This window comes from Devosia sp. Root635, assembly GCF_001427605.1.
GTDB lineage: Bacteria > Pseudomonadota > Alphaproteobacteria > Rhizobiales > Devosiaceae > Devosia.
In genome coordinates this window covers 1-16,849 of the sequence record NZ_LMGZ01000016.1, presented here as the reverse complement: position 1 = coordinate 16,849, position 16,849 = coordinate 1, and the positions used below count along the sequence as shown (strand labels likewise).

Here is a 16,849-nt window from a genome sequence, read left to right as displayed (position 1 = left end):
CAAACTCGCCATCAACGCTGCAATGAGAAAGTTCATCACCATCCTCAATGCTATCGTCAAACAATCGACAGTTGCTTGACCCGAGGGCGTTTCACTTGACCAGCGCTCCGCAAGTGCAGAGCCCTCGGGTCAGGCCCGAGGGTGACGATCGAGTTTGGGGTGGCATTTGCTGCGCGAGGCGTGTAAGACGCGCCATCCTTTGACTGACCTGAATAAGAAGACACGATGGCGAACGTCCTGATTGTGGCCTATTTGCTGATCGTCCTGGCGCTGATTGCGGTGATCCTGCTGCAGCGCTCCGAGGGCGGCGCATTGGGCATTGGCGGTGGTGGTGGCGGTGGTTTCATGACCGCGCGCGGTTCCGCCAACCTGCTGACCCGCACCACGGCGATTCTGGCGACCCTGTTCTTTGCAACGGCGATCGGCCTTACCGTGCTGTCCGAACTCGATCGCGGCACCTCGGGCATTCTCGAAGGCGCTGCCGCAACCGAGGACGGTACCGCGCCGACCAACGTTCTCGACGCCCTGAACGCCCTGCAGCCCGAAACGCCGGCCTCCGACCTTCCGGTTCCCACCACCGACGCCGCGCCTGCCGCCGAGGCGCCCGCAGCCGAGGCTGCGACCCCCGATGCTGCCGGCGACCTGCCGGTGCCCCCGGCGGAAGCGCCGACTGAGCCGGCCGCTCCGGCGACCAACTGACCGCCGCAAGGCGAACCAAAAGAGGGGGATGGAAACATCCCCTTCTTCTTTTTGTGTAGAGCGTGTTGCGCGCTCTACGAATCGACGCTGATGTGATTAAGGTGAACGCCCATGGCTCGGTACGTATTCATCACCGGAGGCGTGGTCTCCTCATTGGGTAAAGGTCTTGCATCGGCGGCGCTCGGCGCAGTCCTGCAAGCGCGCGGCTACAAGGTCCGCCTGAGGAAGCTCGACCCCTATCTCAACATCGATCCGGGCACCATGTCGCCCACCCAGCACGGCGAAGTCTTCGTCACCGACGACGGCGCCGAGACCGATCTGGACCTGGGCCATTACGAGCGCTTCACCGGCCGCGCCGCCACCAAGCGCGACAACATCACCACCGGCCGCATCTATTCCGACATTCTCGCCAAGGAACGCCGGGGCGAATATCTCGGCGCCACCGTGCAGGTCATTCCCCACGTCACCGACGCCATCAAGAATTTCGTGGTGGAAGGCAATGACGAGTTCGATTTCGTGCTGGTCGAGATCGGCGGCACCGTCGGCGATATCGAAGGCCTGCCCTTCTTCGAGGCCATCCGCCAGCTCGGCAACGACCTGCCGCGCAACCACGCCTGCTACCTGCATCTCACCCTGATGCCCTACATTCCCAGCGCCGGCGAGCTCAAGACCAAGCCGACCCAGCACTCGGTCAAGGAACTCCGCTCTATCGGCATCGCCCCCGACGTGCTGCTGGTCCGCTGCGACCGCCCCATCCCCGATGGCGAAAAGAAGAAGTTGAGCCTGTTCTGCAACGTGCGCGAAAGCGCCGTCATCCAGGGCCTCGATGTCGGCTCGATCTATGACGTGCCGCTGGCCTATCACAAGGAGGGGCTGGACCGCGAAATCCTCGCCTCCTTCGGTATCACCGACGCACCGGAGCCCGACCTCAGCGCCTGGGACGACGTCTCGGCCCGCCTCCACAATCCCGAGGGCGAGGTCAATATCGCCATTGTCGGCAAATATACCGGCCTCAAGGACGCCTACAAATCCCTCTCCGAGGCCCTGACCCATGGCGGCATTGCCAACAAGGTCAAGGTCAACCTGCAATGGATCGACAGCGAGGTCTTCGAGCGCGACGACCCGGCGCCCTATCTCGAACATGTCCATGGCATCCTGGTGCCCGGCGGCTTCGGCGAGCGCGGCTCCGCCGGCAAGATCGAGGCGGCCCGCTTCGCCCGTGTCAAGGACGTGCCCTATTTCGGCATCTGCTTCGGCATGCAGATGGCCTGCGTCGAGGCCGCCCGCAACACGGCCGGCATCAAGAATGCCTCCTCGACCGAATTCGGCCCGACCAAGGAGCCGATCGTCGGCATGATGACCGAGTGGACCAAGGGCAACGAGAAGGAGAGCCGTGCAGCCGAAGGCGATCTCGGCGGCACCATGCGGCTCGGCGCCTATCCGGCCCAGCTCACGCGCGGCTCGCGCGTCGCCGACATCTACGGCTCCACCCGCATTTCCGAGCGCCATCGCCACCGCTACGAGGTGAACATGGATTACCGCAAGCTGCTCGAAAAGAATGGCCTCTTGTTCTCCGGCGTCTCGCCCGATGGCAAGCTGCCCGAGATCGTCGAGCGCACCGACCATCCGTGGTTCATCGGCGTGCAGTTCCACCCCGAACTCAAATCCAAGCCCTTCGAACCCCACCCGCTCTTCGCCAGCTTCATCGCTGCCGCAATGGACCAGAGCCGGCTGGTCTAGCCGCGAGGCCTCGGGGGCGGCCTACCCTCCTCCTTGAGGGGAGGGTAGCGTCGCTTGGCCCGTCAGGGCCGTAGCAGAGCTGGGGAGGGGGTAGTCCTGTGGATCGCCCTGCGACCCCCACCCCGACCCTCCCCTCAAGGGGGAGGGGGCGACAAACCGACGGTTTCCCGCACACCCACGATCAGGGGTAGGCCGCCCCGGTCCGCTCCGCCATTCTCCTCTCCAACGAGGAGACCTCCATGATCCGCACCCTGTTCGCCGCCACGCTGCTGGCCACCATTTCCATGCCCGCCAGCGCCCAGGTCCTGGGCGATTTCGACTGTACCTCGGACCTCCAGGGCCCCTACACGCCGGCCGGCCTGCTACGCATCGAGGAGCCCACCAGCTTCAGCTTCCTCGATCCGGCCACCGCCACGCCCGGCCCCTCGCATCCGATGCAGATGGTCACCGACGAAACCGTCAATTTCGATGACGCCTTCGCCGACCACATCTCGCCCGGCGCCATCATGGTGGAAGCGTCCTGGTTCGAGGATGCCTATACCTACGAAGCCGCCATCCTGACGGCGAAGGGCCAGGTGGTGCTGGTTTCCTGCCCTTACATTCCCTGATGTGCTAAAGGCGGTCACAACCGGACGGATCGCCATGGCCGACATCATCAACCTCCGCACCGCCAGAAAGCAGAAGGTTCGCGCCGAAAAAGAGACGCAGGCCGAGCAGAACCGCGTCCTCTTCGGCCGCACCAAGGCCGAGAAGCTGAAGCAGGCGGCGGAAAAGGCGCAGGCGGACAAGCATATCGACGGTCACAAGCGGGAAGAGTAGGGGCTCTCGCAAATTTCCACGATGTGGGGCACCGCAGCCCTCACAAACTCGGTGTCACCCCGGCCTTGAGCCGGGGCCCATCCCGAGATGGCGCCACAGCCGCAAGGTGGATCGTTCGCTGCACAAGTCAGTACATCTCAGGATGGATCCCGGCTCAAGGCCGGGATGACACGGTGTGCGTGAGGCGCCCGGTTCTACCAGTTCACCTGGCAAACCCCGCCCTTCGGCCCGAACTGCAAACTCTCAGCCGTATACTGGAATATCTCCAGCTTCACGCCATTGGGGTCCTTGGTCCAGGCCTGCCACGTCCCGTCCACGCCCAGCTTCTTGTCGGTGATGTCGACACCTTGAGCCCGCACATGGGCAATCAGCCCGTCAAGGTCCTCGGTCTCAAGGCAGATATGGTTGATCTGGTCGGTCTCGGCAAAGCGCGACTCCCCCTTGCGGAACACTTCGATGAAGGTGCGCGCGCCCAGATCCATATAGAACCCGATCCAGTCCTCGCCGCGCTTGAAGTCGAACGCCTTCTCGATGCCGAGCACGTCGCGGTAGAAATTGGCCGTCTTTTCCAGGTCGTGCGCGAAGATGCAGGCATGGGCAACCTGCTTGATGAACTGCGTGGTCATGGTTCCTCCGGGAAGCATCCCGTATTAACGATAAACCACCCGTGGATCAATCGCCCGACCACCCCGGAAGCCGGCCAATCGGCATTTTTTTGTGCCGCCCTCTTTTACTTGTCACGCCCCGCGTCTAGGAGAGGCGCAACGAACCGACAGAACCCAATCGGGAAGGGCGCACCATGTCTTCAATCATCCACGTCTCCGGCCGCCAGATCTATGACAGCCGTGGCAATCCCACGGTCGAAGTTGATGTGGTGCTGGACGACGGCAGCTTCGGCCGCGCCGCCGTGCCCTCGGGCGCCTCCACCGGCGCCCACGAAGCCGTCGAGCTGCGCGACGGCGGCAAGAAGTATAACGGCAAGGGCGTCACCCAGGCCGTCGAAAACGTCAATGTGGCGATATCGGACGAAATCCTGGGTATGGACGCGCTCGACCAGCTCGCCGTTGACCAGGCCATGATCGACCTCGATGGCACGCCCAACAAGTCGCGCCTCGGCGCCAACGCCATTCTGGGCGTGTCGCTGGCCGTCGCCAAGGCCGCCGCCGAATCCAGCGAGCTGCCCTTCTACCGCTATATCGGCGGACCGAACGCCCATGTCCTGCCGGTGCCGATGATGAACATCATCAATGGCGGCGAGCATGCCGATAACCCGATCGACATGCAGGAATTCATGATCCTGCCCGCCGGCGCCGAAAACCTGGCCGATGCCGTCCGCATCGGCTCCGAGATTTTCCATACCCTCAAGAAGGGCCTCTCGGCCGAAGGCCATAATACCAATGTCGGCGACGAAGGCGGCTTCGCGCCCAACCTGGCCTCAGCCGAAGACGCGCTGGGCTTCATCATGCGCTCCATCGAAAAGGCCGGCTATAAGCCGGGCGAGGATATCTTCCTCGGCCTCGATTGCGCTGCCACCGAATACTACAAGGGCGGCAAGTACGAGATGGTGGGCGAAGGCAAGTCGCTGTCCTCGGATGAGAACGTCAAGTTCCTGGCCGATCTCGCCGCCCGTTACCCGATCATCACCATCGAAGATGGCATGGCCGAGGACGATTGGGACGGCTGGAAGGCCCTGACCGACGCCATCGGCGACAAGGTGCAGCTGGTGGGCGACGATCTCTTCGTCACCAACACGCAGCGCCTCGTCTCCGGCATCAAGATGGGTGTTGCCAATTCCATCCTGGTCAAGGTCAACCAGATCGGATCGCTCAGCGAAACCCTCAACGCCGTCGATACCGCCCACCGTGCAGCCTATACCTCGGTCATGTCGCATCGCTCGGGCGAAACCGAAGACTCGACCATTGCCGACCTCGCCGTGGCGCTGAACTGCGGACAGATCAAGACCGGCTCGCTGTCCCGCTCCGATCGCCTGGCCAAGTACAACCAGCTCATCCGCATCGAGGAACAGCTCGGCACCTCGGCCAAATATGCCGGCTATTCGGTGGTCAAGGGCCGCTAGGACCGATGACCACCATGCGGGCCCTCGTCTACGATCGATATGGCCCGCCCGAACAGGTTTTGCGGCTGGAGCAGATGCCCCGGCCGCTTCCGGGCCTCGGCGAAGTGCTGGTGCGTGTCCACGCCGCCTCGGTCAATTCATGGGATTGGGACCGCCTTGTCGGCCGCCCGCTCGGGCGCATCGATGCGCCATTCCGCCCGCCATTCCGCATTCTGGGCGGCGACATCGCCGGAACGGTCGAAGCTGTCGCTCCCGATGTGATCACCCTCAAGGTCGGCGATGCCGTCTTCGGCGATTTGACGGCCGGGAAATGGGGTGGCTTTGCCGACTATGTCTGCGCTCCTGTCAAAACCTTGGCGCGCAAGCCCGAGGCATTGAGTTTCTGGCATGCCGCGGCGTTGCCGCAGGCAGGTCTGCTGGCGCATGAGGCGCTCAAGCTGCGGCCCGGCCTGGGTGCCGGCCAGCGTGTTCTGGTGGTGGGGGCCGGCGGCGGCGCCGGCTTGTTTGCCGTGCAGATGGCTCGGGCCACCGGCGCCGCAGTCACCGGCGTCGACCGGGGGCCGAAAGGCCCGGCCGTCCTGGCCCACGGCGCGGATCATTTCATCGATCACCAGCGAGACGACTTTGCCCGGAGCGGCGCCCGCTACGATTTCATCGTCGATATGGTCGGCAGCCAGACGATATTCGGATATCGCCGCGCCCTGGCCGAAGGCGGCGCCTTGGCTCTGGTCGGCGGCAGTCTCGGCCGCATCCTGCAGGTCGTCGCCTTGGGCAACCGCGTTGGCCGCGCGCAGTCGCAGCGCATGGGCCTGGCAATCTACCAGCCCAGGACAGCCGATCTCGATCACCTCGCTGCCCTCGCCACCGATGGCGCCATCACGCCGGTCATCGACGGCGTCTATCCCCTCGATCAGGGCGCGGCCGCGCTCCGCCGCATCGGCGGAAGCGACCATATCGGCAAGATTATTGTCGAGATGACGGCCTAGCTTACTGAAACGCCGTCTCGGCAAAACTGCGTAGTTTGCGCGAATGCAGCCGCTCCGCCGGCTGGTCGCGCAGGATTTCCATGGCCCGCAGCCCGATCTGCAAATGCCGGTTGACCTGCGTCCGGTAAAAGTCCGATGCCATGCCCGGCAGCTTCAGCTCGCCATGCAGCGGCTTGTCCGAAACACACAGCAGCGTCCCATAGGGCACCCGGAACCGGAACCCGTTCGCAGCAATGGTCGCGCTTTCCATGTCCAGCGCCACCGCACGCGACTGGCTGAGCTGGCGCACGATTTCGGTCTGGTCGCGCAATTCCCAGTTGCGGTTGTCGAATGTTGCGACCGTCCCGGTGCGCATGATCTTCTTGGTTTCGATGCCCTCGGTCTCGGTAATTTCATGCACCGCCTGTTCCAGCGCCACCTGCACTTCGGCCAGAGCCGGCACCGGCACGGTCAGCGGCAGGTCGGCGTCGAGCACGTGGTCCTCGCGCACATAGGCATGGGCCAGCACATAGTCGCCCAGTTCCTGCGAATTCCTGAGGCCCGCGCAATGGCCCAGCATGATCCAGGCATGCGGGCGCAGCACCGCGATATGGTCGGTGATGGTCTTGGCGTTGGATGGGCCGACGCCGATATTGACCATGGTGATGCCGCGTCCGCGATCGGCGGTCAGGTGATAGGCCGGCATCTGCGGCGCCCGCGCCGGCGCCGTACCCGCCACATTGCCGCCGCGCAGGGCGTTGTCCGTCACCACATTGCCCGGCTCGATGAAGCTCTCGTAGTGGGGATGGCCATCAGCCATATACTGCTTGGCCACCCGGCAGAACTCGTCGATATAGAAGGCGTAGTTGGTGAAGATCACGAAGTTCTGGAAGTGGCCGGCATCGGTGCCGGTATAGTGGCTCAGCCGGAACAGCGAATAGTCCACCCGCGGTGCCGTGAAGGCCGAAAGCGGGTAGGGTCCGCCCTTGGGCGGAACGAAAGTGCCGTTGGCGATCTCGTCGTCGGTATTGCCCAGATCCGGCGCGTCGAACACGTCGCGCAGCGGGATGTTGAGGGCGTTCAGCGCCTCTCCGTCGATCCGCTCATTGGCATTCACCGCGAAATGCAGCGGAATCGGCGTGTCGGATTCCCCGATATCGATGGTGCCGCCATGGTTCTTGAGGATGACGGTGAACTGCTCCTGGAAATAGGTGCGGAACAGGTCCGGCGCCGTCACCGTGGTCCGATACAGCCCCGGCGTATGCAGGAACCCATAGGGCAGGGTGCTTTCGTGCCGCGAATAGCTGGTCGAACGCACCTCCACCTGCGGATAGCAGGCCCGCACCCGCCCCTCGGGCACCACGCCCCCGGCCAGTGCTTCCAGATGTCCGCGGATGAAGCTGGTATTGCGGTGATAGAGCCCGGCCAGATATTCCCACGCCTTCTCCGGGTCGGTGAAGGATTGCTTGTCGAGGCGGGGCGGGCTGATCGTGGTCATCTTGCTCTTTCACATGCGCCGGCCCCGGATCGGGCCGGCCGTCTTGTCTGAATCGCGCTGCATATCCGACCAGCGTCTAGCCTTCTTGAATGACAGCTTCGCGGCAGCGCTTCAACTGCGCGGCCAGCGGCGCGATAGTTTCACATCGCTGTGATGGCCACTTTTCTTGCCGCAATTGCTCCCCATCTTCTAGGCAGTTCACTGGCACGGCAAGCGACCCATGCAACCGGTGAGCGAGGAGTGTTGCGCTGGCCGCTTGTCCCCCAAGCCCTCAACAGTGCGGATGGCCAACATTCCCAGACCGCAATGGCAGCAATGCCATTGCGGTCTTTTATTTGGTCCCAACCGTAGACGAACGCCGCCGCGTTTTCTATTGCTGCGCCGCGTACTGGCTCTGGAGGGTCCCATGACGGCTAAGATCATCGACGGCAAAAGTTTCGCCGAGGGGCTGCGCGGTCGCATTGCCGGCCATGTGACCCGGCTCAAATCCGATCACGGCATCACGCCGGGCCTCGCGGTGGTCATCGTCGGCCACGATCCGGCCAGCCAGGTCTATGTCACCAATAAGGCCAGGCAGACGGCCGAAGTCGGCATGGCCTCGTTCAAGCATGAACTGCCCGAAGATACCAGCGAAGCCGACCTTCTCGCACTCGTCCATCGCCTGAACAATGACGATCAAGTCCATGGCATCCTTGTGCAAATGCCGGTTCCAAAACAGATCGATCCGATCAAGGTGATCGAGGCCATCGCCCCGTCAAAGGATGTCGATTGCTTCACCCCGGCCAATGTCGGCAAGGTGCAGATCGGCCTGCCGGGCCCGGTCTCCTGCACGCCGCTCGGCTGCCTGATGCTGCTGCGCGACCAGCTCGGCCCGCTGGCCGGGCTCAACGCCGTCATCATCGGCCGCTCCAATCTCGTCGGCAAGCCGATGATGCAGCTGCTGCTGCGCGAGAACTGCACGGTCACCGTCGCCCACTCCAAAACGAAAAACCTCGCCGATGTGGTGCGCAGCGCCGATATCGTCGTTGCCGCCGTCGGCCGCCCCGAAATGGTGCGCGGCGACTGGATCAAGCCCGGCGCCGTGGTCATCGATGTCGGCATCAACCGCATTCCCGCCCCCGAACGCGGCGAGGGCAAGACGCGCCTGGTGGGTGACGTGGCCTATGCTGAGGCAGTCGAAGTCGCTGCCGCCATCACCCCGGTCCCCGGTGGCGTCGGTCCCATGACCATTGCGTGCCTGCTGGCCAACACCATCACCACCGCTTCGCTCATCAACGGCCTCGTGCCGCCGACCGACCTGACGGCATGAACGCTCCCGCCCACGATCCCGGCGGCAAGGTGCGTCTGCGCCTGGCCGAAGGCGTGCATGGCGACGTGGTGATGAGCCAGGACAGCCGCTACCGCCAGCGCATGCGCCGCTGGATGGGCGATGCCTTCCCCGAGCGCTACATCCTCTTCATCGGCATGAACCCCTCCACCGCCGATGCGACGGTGGACGACCCCACCTGCGCCCGCGAATGGACCTTCGCCCGCCGCGAAGGCTTTTCCGGCATGGTGAAATGCAATGTCGGCGACTATCGCGCCACCAACCCGAAAATGCTGGTCCAGCCCGGCGTCCTCGCCGTCTCGCCCGCCAATCTCCCGGTCATCCGGCAAGCCGCGCGTGGGGCAGGGCGCGTCGTCCTCTGCCACGGCAAGCTCAACAAGGCCCTGGCGCCGGCTGGCCGTGAAATCGTCGAAGCCCTCAAGGCCGACGGTGTCGAATTATGGTGCTTCGGCACCAATGCCGACGGCAGTCCCAAGCATCCTTTGTACCTGCGCGCCGATACGCCGTTGGTGCCGTTTCCACCAGCGTAGCCATAAATCTCGATGTCATCCCGGCCTTGAGCCGGGATCCATCTCGAGATCGCACCACAGCCGCAAGGTGCCGCCGACAGCCACAACATCTCAGGATGGACCCCGGCTCAAGGCCGGGGTGACACCGTGGTTGTGGATAGGCACGAAACCTAAGCCGCCCCAGCCAGATAAAACAGCCGCGCCACCGTATGATCCCGCAATGCCTGCGCCGGCAGCTTGCCCTGTAGTGCCGCGATCACCTGTGCCGTGTCCGCCACCGCGCTGGCATCCACCACCACCTTGCTGAATTCCGGCCGCAAACCCTGCTTGGCGCCCTCCAGCATGTCGAACAGCAGCGCCCGCACATCCGTCCGCATGGCGCACGCAATGCACTGCTCGCCATCGGCATGCCCATGCCCGGAATTGGCCGGCAGCCGGAGCAGGGCGGTCTCGCCATCGAGTGCCACCAGGTGCCCGGGCTCGGTGATGAGGGTGACGGGAATGGGTTCAATACGGGTCACGATGCGCCCCCCACCCACTGAGCGGTACCTCCCCCTCGACGGGGGCGGTTGCGAGGGGGTATCGGGAGCCACGATGCATCCGGGCCAGCCGACCCCCACCCTTGATCCCTCCCCGCAAGGGGGAGGGTGTCGACTGACAAATCAGCGACAGAACCATGATCTACTCCGCCGCCACGATCGCCGGACCCGGTATATAGTTCAAAATCGGCCCCAGCCAGCGTTCCACTTCGGATACCGGCATGCCCTTGCGCGCGGCATAATCGGCCACCTGGTCGCGCTCCACCTTGGCTACGCCGAAATAATAGGCGTCGGGATGGCTGAAATAGAGCCCCGAAACCGACGAGCCCGGCCACATGGCAAAGCTCTCGGTCAGCGTCACGCCCACCGCCTGCTCCGCATCCAGCAGCCGGAACAGGGTGGTCTTTTCGGTATGGTCGGGCTGCGCCGGATAGCCGGGGGCAGGGCGGATGCCGCGATAGGGCTCGCTGGCCAGTTCGTCCGGCGCGAAGCTCTCATCGGCGCCATAGCCCCAATAGTGCTTGCGCACCCGCTCGTGCAGCGCCTCGGCCAGCGCCTCGGCGAAGCGGTCGGCCAGCGCCTTGACCAGGATGGACGAATAGTCGTCATTGGCCCGCTCGAAGCGCTCGGCAATGGCCACTTCCTCAATGCCCGCCGTCACCACGAACCCGCCCACATAGTCCGGCGTGCCTTCCGGCGCCACGAAATCGGCCAGCGCCATATGAGGCTTGCCGTCGCGCTTGGAAAGCTGCTGGCGCAGGGTGAACAGCGTCGCCAGTTCGTCGGCGCGGCCTTCGTCCTTGAACAGCCGCACATCGTCGCCCACTGCATTGGCCGGCCAGAAGCCCACCACGGCGCGCGGCTTGAACCATTTTTCGCCGATGATCTGCTTGAGCATCAGTTGCGCATCGTCGAACAATTGCCGCGCTGCCTCGCCCTGCCGCTCGTCCTCGAGAATGGCCGGGTAGCGCCCCTTGAGCTCCCAGGTCTGGAAGAAGGGCGTCCAGTCGATATATCTGGCCAGCGTCTCGAGATCGAAATCCTCGATCACCCGCGTCCCGAGAAAGTTCGGCTTTGGCGGCACATAGCTGCTCCAATCCGGCTTGAAGGCATTGGCGCGCGCCTTTTCCAGCGGCACGCGCTGCTTTTCGCTCTCCGCCCGCTCATGCGCTGCGGCCGCCTTGGCATATTCCTTGCGGATATCCTCGATGAAGCTGATCTTGGCGTCGGGTGACAGCAGGTTGCCCACCACGCCCACGGCGCGGCTGGCGTCGTTGACATGGACGGCCTGGCCCCGCTCATAGCGCGGGTGGATTTTCACGGCCGTATGCACGCGGCTGGTGGTTGCCCCGCCGATCAGCAGCGGAATGTCGAAGCCCTCTCGCTCCATTTCGGCCGCCACATGCACCATTTCGTCGAGCGAGGGGGTGATGAGGCCGGAAAGGCCGATAATGTCGACCTTCTCGTCCCGCGCCGTCTGCAGGATCTTGGCCACTGGCACCATCACGCCGAGATCGATGATCTCGTAATTGTTGCAGGCCAGCACGACGCCCACGATATTCTTGCCGATATCGTGCACATCGCCCTTCACCGTCGCCATCAGCACCTTGCCGGCGCTCTGGCGCTCATCCTCGGCCCCGCCATTGGCGAGCTTTTCGGCTTCCATATAGGGCAGCAGCAAGGCCACGGCCTGCTTCATCACGCGGGCGGACTTGACCACCTGCGGCAGGAACATCTTGCCCGAGCCGAACAGGTCGCCGACCACGCTCATGCCGGCCATCAGCGGGCCCTCGATCACATGCAGCGGTCGCGGCAGCTTCTGCCGCGCTTCCTCGGTATCGGCATCGATATATTCGGTGATGCCGTTGACCAGCGCATAGGAAATGCGCTCCTCGACCGTGCCTTCGCGCCAGCTCATATCCTTGGCAGCGGCTTCCTTGCCCGCCACGCCGCGATAGCGCTCCGCCAGCGCCAGCAGCCGGTCCGTCGCGTCCTCGCGCCGGTTGAGGATCACGTCCTCGCAGGCGTCGCGCAGTTCGGGGTCGATGCTCTCATACACCGCCAGCTGCCCGGCATTGACGATGCCCATGTCCATGCCCTGCTGGATGGCATAGTAGAGGAACACCGCATGCATGGCCTCGCGCACCGGCTCGTTGCCGCGGAACGAGAAGCTCAGGTTCGAGATACCACCCGAAATATGCACATGGGGCAGGGTGTCCACGATCTGCCTGGTCGCCTCGATGAAGGCGATCCCGTAACCATTGTGTTCCTCGATGCCGGTGGCTACCGCGAACACATTGGGATCGAAGATGATGTCTTCGGGCGGAAAGCCGACCTCTTCGGTAAGAAGCTTGTAGGCCCGCGTACAGATCGAAACCTTGCGCTCAACCGTGTCGGCCTGGCCCTGCTCGTCGAAGGCCATCACCACCACGGCAGCGCCATAGGCCCGCACCAGCCGCGCATGATGCAGGAACGCTTCCTCGCCTTCCTTCATCGAGATGGAATTGACCAGCGCCTTGCCCTGCACGCATTTCAGCCCCGCCTCGATCACCTCCCATTTGGAAGAGTCGATCATCAGCGGTACCTTGGCGATGTCGGGTTCGGCCGCCAGCAGGTTGAGGAAATCGATCATCACCTGCTTGGAGTCGATCAGCCCCTCATCCATGTTGATGTCGATGATCTGGGCGCCATTGGCCACCTGGTCGCGCGCCACGTCCAGCGCCGCGGTGTAGTCGCCGGCGGTAATGAGCTTGCGGAAACGGGCCGACCCCGTGACATTGGTGCGCTCACCCACATTCACGAATGGAATTTCCGGCGTCAGCGTAAAAGGCTCCAACCCCGACAGCCGCAGGAATTTGTCCGCCTCCGGCACCGCGCGCGGCTTGTGCTTGCCGACCGCATCGGCAATCGCCTTGATATGCTCGGGCGTCGAGCCGCAGCAGCCGCCGACAATGTTCACATAGCCGGCCGCGGCAAAGCCCTCGATCTGCTCCGCCATGAATTCCGGCGTCTCGTCATACTGCCCGAACGCGTTGGGCAGGCCCGCATTGGGGTAGGCGCAGATGAACGTATCGGCCACATCCGACAATTCGCCCAGATGCGCCCGCATCGCATTGGCGCCCAGCGCGCAATTGAGCCCGATGGTCAATGGGTTGGCATGGCGCACCGAATACCAGAACGCCGTCGGCGTCTGCCCGGAAAGGGTGCGGCCGGAAAGGTCGGTAATCGTGCCCGAAATCATGATCGGCACATCGATGCCGCGCTCATCGAACAGCCGCCGCGCCGCAAAGATACCCGCCTTGGTATTGAGTGTATCGGTAATCGTCTCGAACAGCAGCAGGTCGGCGCCCGCATCCACCAGCCCACGGATGGCCTCACCATAGGCTTCCACCAACTGGTCGAAGGTGATCGAGCGGAATCCGGGGCTGGTGACGTCCGTCGACATGGACGAGGTCTTGTTGGTCGGCCCCAGCGCCCCGGCTACGAACCTGCGCCGGCCATCCGCCGCCTCGGCCCGCCGCGCCGCCCGGCGCGCCACCATCACGCCCTGGTAGTTGATGTCGTAGACCGCCTCCTCGCAGGCATAATCCGCCTGCGCCACCCAGGTCGCCGAGAAGGTATTGGTCTCGACGATATCCGCCCCGGCCATGAAGTAATCGAAATGGATATCCTCGATCACCTGGGGCTCGGTTATAACCAGCAGGTCATTATTGCCCTGCAGCGGCAGCTTCCAGCCCTTGAAACGCTCGCCGCGGAAATTCTCCTCGGTCAGCTTGAGGCGCTGGATCATGGTGCCCATGGCGCCGTCCAGAATCAGGATGCGCTCGCGCGCCGCCTTGGCCAGCGCGGTGCGGACCTCGGTCCAGTCGGGAATATGGGGCTCATCATGCAGGCTCATCGCCAAATACCTCGGCTAACGTCTATCCGGTGACATAAAGATATCTTTATATCTACAATTGCGCAAGGTCGCCGCGGAGGTGGATTTATCCCCGAACGGTCACGCATTGGCATCAAATGCTACACTCGATGCTAACAGTCTGTTCCCCTTAACCTCACCGAAACCAGAAAAACGCTAACTGACTGCGCGGGCCGCCAAGTCGCGTTATGATCTGCGCTCGCGTGTAGTTAGTTAGAGTAAAGCGTACCGTGACGACGACCTCCTGGCGCCATGCCATCCGCCTTGTCGCCCTCGCGACCCTCATTGCGCCGATGATAGCGGCCTGTGGCGGCGGGCTGGGCGCCACCGTCAATCGCGCGGCCTTCAGCTCTTCGGAATATGGCGTCGGCGTTTCTCCCCGCGTCACCACTGACCCCAATCCCCCCAAGGGCGGCGGCCGCTACCAGGTCGGCAGGCCCTATACGGTGCGGGGCAAGGTCTATGTGCCCGCCGAGCAGCCCGACTATGTCGCGACCGGCGACGCCTCGTGGTACGGCGCCGATTTCCATGGCCGCAGAACGGCTAACGGGGAAATCTTCTCAGCCAACGCGATCACCGGCGCGCATCCCACCCTGCCGCTGCCGTCCTATGTCCGCGTCACCAACCAGGCCAATGGCCGCTCGGTCATCGTCCGCGTCAACGATCGCGGTCCCTATATGCCCGGGCGCATCATGGACTTATCCTACCGCGCCGCGAGCATGCTGGGCTATGTCAACAACGGCCACACCCAGATCCGCGCCGAATATGTCGGGCCGGCGCCGCTCGAAGGCGACGACACCCGCATGCTGATGGCAAGCTATTCCGGCCCGGCCGATTTCGGCGGCGGCAATACCCAGTTCGCCCAGGCCGACAACACCAACAGCCTGGCCGACATTGCCGGTAACTTCTTCGGGAGCCTGTTCTCCTATGCCGACACCACGCCCCAGGAACAGGACGCCGCCATCGGCACCGCTTTCGCGGCGGTCAACGCCATGGCCACCCGCGCTTCCGGCCTCGACGACTGGGCGCAGTCGGTCGACGTGGATGCCCGTAACATCAAGCTGGGCCTCGGTATTTTTGCAAATCAAGCCAATGCCATAGCTCTCTCCGAACGCTTCGCTCTATTGGGCGCGGTCGATGAGGAAGCGGTCACCGTCAATGGCCGCGCCGCCACGCGCCTGACCCTGACCCACCTCAAGCCCGGCGTCTCGCGCATCGATGTTCTCGACCTGGCTCGCGAACTCGGGCTCAATGATCTAAAGTTGGACTAACTCACGAAGTCATTCTCGCGAAGGCGGGAATCCATTCTTCTGCAGCAAGAGTAGATTCCCCCTTCGCGCGGAATGACACTGTGAAAGAGGTGAACGGCAAGCGAGGCGCTCGTGAAACGGATCTGGCAGATACTAGCCGCAACGCTGGCCTTGACTATGCCGGCAATGGCGCAGGCCGATTTCGACACCAAGGCCAAATTCGCCATCCTGATGGACGAGGATTCCGGCACGGTCATCTTCCAGAAAGATGCCGACCTGCCGATGGAGCCGGCCAGCATGGCCAAGCTGATGACCGTTGCCGTGGTGTTCAACGAAATCCGCAGCGGCCGCCTCGGCATGGCTGACCAGTTCTTCGTCTCCGAGCACGCCTGGCGCACCGGCGGCGCCGCCTCCGGCGGCTCGACCATGTTTGCCGAGCTCAATTCCCAGATCAGCGTGGAAAATCTCATCCGCTCGGTCATCATCCAGTCCGGCAACGATGCCGCCATCATCCTGGCCGAAGGCATTGCCGGTTCGGAAACCAGCTTCGCCGCCATGATGAACGAGCTGGGCGAGGAGATCGGCCTCGCCGATTCCCATTTCACCAACCCCACCGGCCTGCCGGACCCGGACATGTATGTCACCGCCCGCGACCTGGCCGACCTGGCGCGCTACCTGATCCGCGAGTTCCCCGAATATTACCACTACTTCTCCGAACCCGAGATGGAGTGGAACGGCATCAAGCAGCCCAACCGCAACTCATTGGTCGAGCTGGGCATCGGCGTCGATGGCCTCAAGACCGGCCATACCGAGGCCGCCGGCTATGGCTCGGTCATTTCCACCGATGAAGGTGGCCGCCGGCTGGTCGCCGTGCTGCATGGCCTCACCTCCATGGCCCAGCGCACCGAGGAAGGGCGCAAGCTCATCACCTGGGGCGCCCGCGCCTTCGAGCGCGTCGCCGCCTATCCCGAGGGGGCCGTCGTCGCCTATGCCAATGTCTATGGCGGCGCCAGCCCCAGCGTCGGCCTGGTCGGAGAGGGTGAAGTGGCGCTCTACCTGCCGCGCGGTTCGCGCAAGTGCCTCAACGCCCAGGTCAACTACGTCGGCCCGCTTACGCCCCCGGTCATGGCTGGCGACCAGATCGCCGAACTTCAGGTCTTCTGCGACGACAAACTCGTACAAACTGCCCCCCTCTACGCCGCCGAGACGGTGCAAGAGGGCGATATCGTCCGCAAAGCCACCGACGCCCTGAAGCAACTGGCCCTTGGCTGGCTGTAGCTTTGCTCTGCTCGGTGCGGCTTCTGCCTACCCCTCTCCCCTTGAGGGAGAGGGCGGATTTCCGGGTGAGGGGTCCTGCGCACGATATCGGCTCCTTCAAGGACCTCCTGTGCCGCCGCATGTCCAGACGTCACCCTCGGGCTTGTATCGACGAAATCTGATTAAGATGTCCCGGGAGGCGGTCGCATCCGCGCTCCCGGGCAGACATCGACCGTCCTCGGGCAGGCCTTAT

The 16,849-nt window shown here is 63.8% G+C and carries 14 protein-coding genes; 10 read left to right on the top strand and 4 right to left on the bottom strand.

Annotation, left to right across the window (positions count from 1 at the left end):
* Positions 1 to 225: 225 nt before the first annotated feature.
* The 4 genes from secG (at position 226) to ASD80_RS09185 (ending at position 3,258) form a co-directional block, all read left to right on the top strand.
* A complete protein-coding gene (gene secG / locus ASD80_RS09200) occupies positions 226 to 699 on the top strand; it encodes a preprotein translocase subunit SecG (RefSeq protein WP_056231817.1) in 474 nt (157 codons plus the stop codon).
* A gap of 111 nt (positions 700 to 810) precedes the next feature.
* On the top strand, positions 811 to 2,439 hold the full coding sequence (locus ASD80_RS09195) for a CTP synthase (protein WP_056231814.1): 1,629 nt from the start codon (positions 811 to 813) through the stop codon (positions 2,437 to 2,439).
* Between the two features lie 239 nt (positions 2,440 to 2,678).
* Entirely contained in the window at positions 2,679 to 3,047 is a 369-nt protein-coding gene (locus ASD80_RS09190) for a hypothetical protein (protein ID WP_056231811.1), read from the top strand.
* A gap of 34 nt (positions 3,048 to 3,081) precedes the next feature.
* Positions 3,082 to 3,258, top strand: a complete 177-nt coding sequence (locus tag ASD80_RS09185) for a DUF4169 family protein (protein WP_082555169.1) — start codon at positions 3,082 to 3,084, stop codon at positions 3,256 to 3,258.
* A 194-nt stretch (positions 3,259 to 3,452) separates the two neighbouring features.
* Here ASD80_RS09185 and ASD80_RS09180 read toward each other — a convergent pair whose 3' ends face one another.
* Entirely contained in the window at positions 3,453 to 3,884 is a 432-nt protein-coding gene (locus ASD80_RS09180) for a VOC family protein (protein WP_056231805.1), read from the bottom strand.
* A gap of 173 nt (positions 3,885 to 4,057) precedes the next feature.
* Between ASD80_RS09180 and eno the strand changes: the two genes are divergently transcribed.
* Both eno and ASD80_RS09170 read left to right on the top strand, forming a co-directional pair.
* The gene (eno, locus tag ASD80_RS09175; protein ID WP_056231800.1) at positions 4,058 to 5,335 is read left to right on the top strand and encodes a phosphopyruvate hydratase; all 1,278 of its coding nucleotides are present in this window, start codon (positions 4,058 to 4,060) and stop codon (positions 5,333 to 5,335) included.
* A gap of 5 nt (positions 5,336 to 5,340) precedes the next feature.
* Positions 5,341 to 6,321: an NAD(P)-dependent alcohol dehydrogenase gene (locus ASD80_RS09170; RefSeq protein ID WP_056231797.1), complete on the top strand. Its 981-nt coding sequence runs from the start codon at positions 5,341 to 5,343 to the stop codon at positions 6,319 to 6,321.
* Between the two features lies 1 nt (position 6,322).
* Here the strand turns inward: ASD80_RS09170 and ASD80_RS09165 are convergent, their stop codons facing one another.
* Complete coding sequence (locus ASD80_RS09165) at positions 6,323 to 7,798, bottom strand: AMP nucleosidase (RefSeq protein ID WP_056231795.1); 1,476 nt, start codon at positions 7,796 to 7,798, stop codon at positions 6,323 to 6,325.
* 406 nt (positions 7,799 to 8,204) lie between these two features.
* Here ASD80_RS09165 and folD point away from each other — a divergent pair, with 406 nt between their 5' ends.
* Together folD and ASD80_RS09155 are read left to right on the top strand one after the other, a co-directional pair.
* Complete coding sequence (gene folD, locus ASD80_RS09160) at positions 8,205 to 9,107, top strand: bifunctional methylenetetrahydrofolate dehydrogenase/methenyltetrahydrofolate cyclohydrolase FolD (protein ID WP_056231793.1); 903 nt, start codon at positions 8,205 to 8,207, stop codon at positions 9,105 to 9,107.
* Positions 9,104 to 9,655 (top strand): DUF1643 domain-containing protein, encoded by a 552-nt coding sequence (locus ASD80_RS09155; protein WP_056231789.1) that lies wholly within the window; start codon positions 9,104 to 9,106, stop codon positions 9,653 to 9,655. Before folD ends, ASD80_RS09155 begins: the two co-directional genes overlap by 4 nt.
* A 149-nt stretch (positions 9,656 to 9,804) precedes the next feature.
* Here the strand turns inward: ASD80_RS09155 and ASD80_RS09150 are convergent, their stop codons facing one another.
* Together ASD80_RS09150 and metH are read right to left on the bottom strand one after the other, a co-directional pair.
* Positions 9,805 to 10,155 carry a hypothetical protein gene (locus ASD80_RS09150; protein ID WP_056231788.1) on the bottom strand — a complete coding sequence of 117 codons (351 nt, stop codon included), beginning with the start codon at positions 10,153 to 10,155 and terminating at the stop codon, positions 9,805 to 9,807.
* Between the two features lie 160 nt (positions 10,156 to 10,315).
* Positions 10,316 to 14,071, bottom strand: a complete 3,756-nt coding sequence (metH, locus tag ASD80_RS09145; protein ID WP_056231785.1) for a methionine synthase — start codon at positions 14,069 to 14,071, stop codon at positions 10,316 to 10,318.
* Between the two features lie 248 nt (positions 14,072 to 14,319).
* Here metH and ASD80_RS19185 point away from each other — a divergent pair, with 248 nt between their 5' ends.
* Complete coding sequence (locus ASD80_RS19185) at positions 14,320 to 15,360, top strand: septal ring lytic transglycosylase RlpA family protein (protein ID WP_056231783.1); 1,041 nt, start codon at positions 14,320 to 14,322, stop codon at positions 15,358 to 15,360.
* Between the two features lie 111 nt (positions 15,361 to 15,471).
* Complete coding sequence (locus tag ASD80_RS09135) at positions 15,472 to 16,617, top strand: D-alanyl-D-alanine carboxypeptidase family protein (protein ID WP_244488971.1); 1,146 nt, start codon at positions 15,472 to 15,474, stop codon at positions 16,615 to 16,617.
* Positions 16,618 to 16,849: the final 232 nt, after the last annotated feature.

What these genes read in the sequence shown, in the direction of transcription:
- secG (WP_056231817.1), top strand. Translation starts at nt 226, where the DNA reads ATGGCGAACGTCCTGATTGTGGCCTATTTGCTGATCGTCCTGGCGCTG.
- ASD80_RS09195 (WP_056231814.1), top strand. Translation starts at nt 811, where the DNA reads ATGGCTCGGTACGTATTCATCACCGGAGGCGTGGTCTCCTCATTGGGT.
- ASD80_RS09190 (WP_056231811.1), top strand. Translation starts at nt 2,679, where the DNA reads ATGATCCGCACCCTGTTCGCCGCCACGCTGCTGGCCACCATTTCCATG.
- ASD80_RS09185 (WP_082555169.1), top strand. Translation starts at nt 3,082, where the DNA reads ATGGCCGACATCATCAACCTCCGCACCGCCAGAAAGCAGAAGGTTCGC.
- ASD80_RS09180 (WP_056231805.1), bottom strand. Translation starts at nt 3,884, where the DNA reads ATGACCACGCAGTTCATCAAGCAGGTTGCCCATGCCTGCATCTTCGCG.
- eno (WP_056231800.1), top strand. Translation starts at nt 4,058, where the DNA reads ATGTCTTCAATCATCCACGTCTCCGGCCGCCAGATCTATGACAGCCGT.
- ASD80_RS09170 (WP_056231797.1), top strand. Translation starts at nt 5,341, where the DNA reads ATGACCACCATGCGGGCCCTCGTCTACGATCGATATGGCCCGCCCGAA.
- ASD80_RS09165 (WP_056231795.1), bottom strand. Translation starts at nt 7,798, where the DNA reads ATGACCACGATCAGCCCGCCCCGCCTCGACAAGCAATCCTTCACCGAC.
- folD (WP_056231793.1), top strand. Translation starts at nt 8,205, where the DNA reads ATGACGGCTAAGATCATCGACGGCAAAAGTTTCGCCGAGGGGCTGCGC.
- ASD80_RS09155 (WP_056231789.1), top strand. Translation starts at nt 9,104, where the DNA reads ATGAACGCTCCCGCCCACGATCCCGGCGGCAAGGTGCGTCTGCGCCTG.
- metH (WP_056231785.1), bottom strand. Translation starts at nt 14,071, where the DNA reads ATGAGCCTGCATGATGAGCCCCATATTCCCGACTGGACCGAGGTCCGC.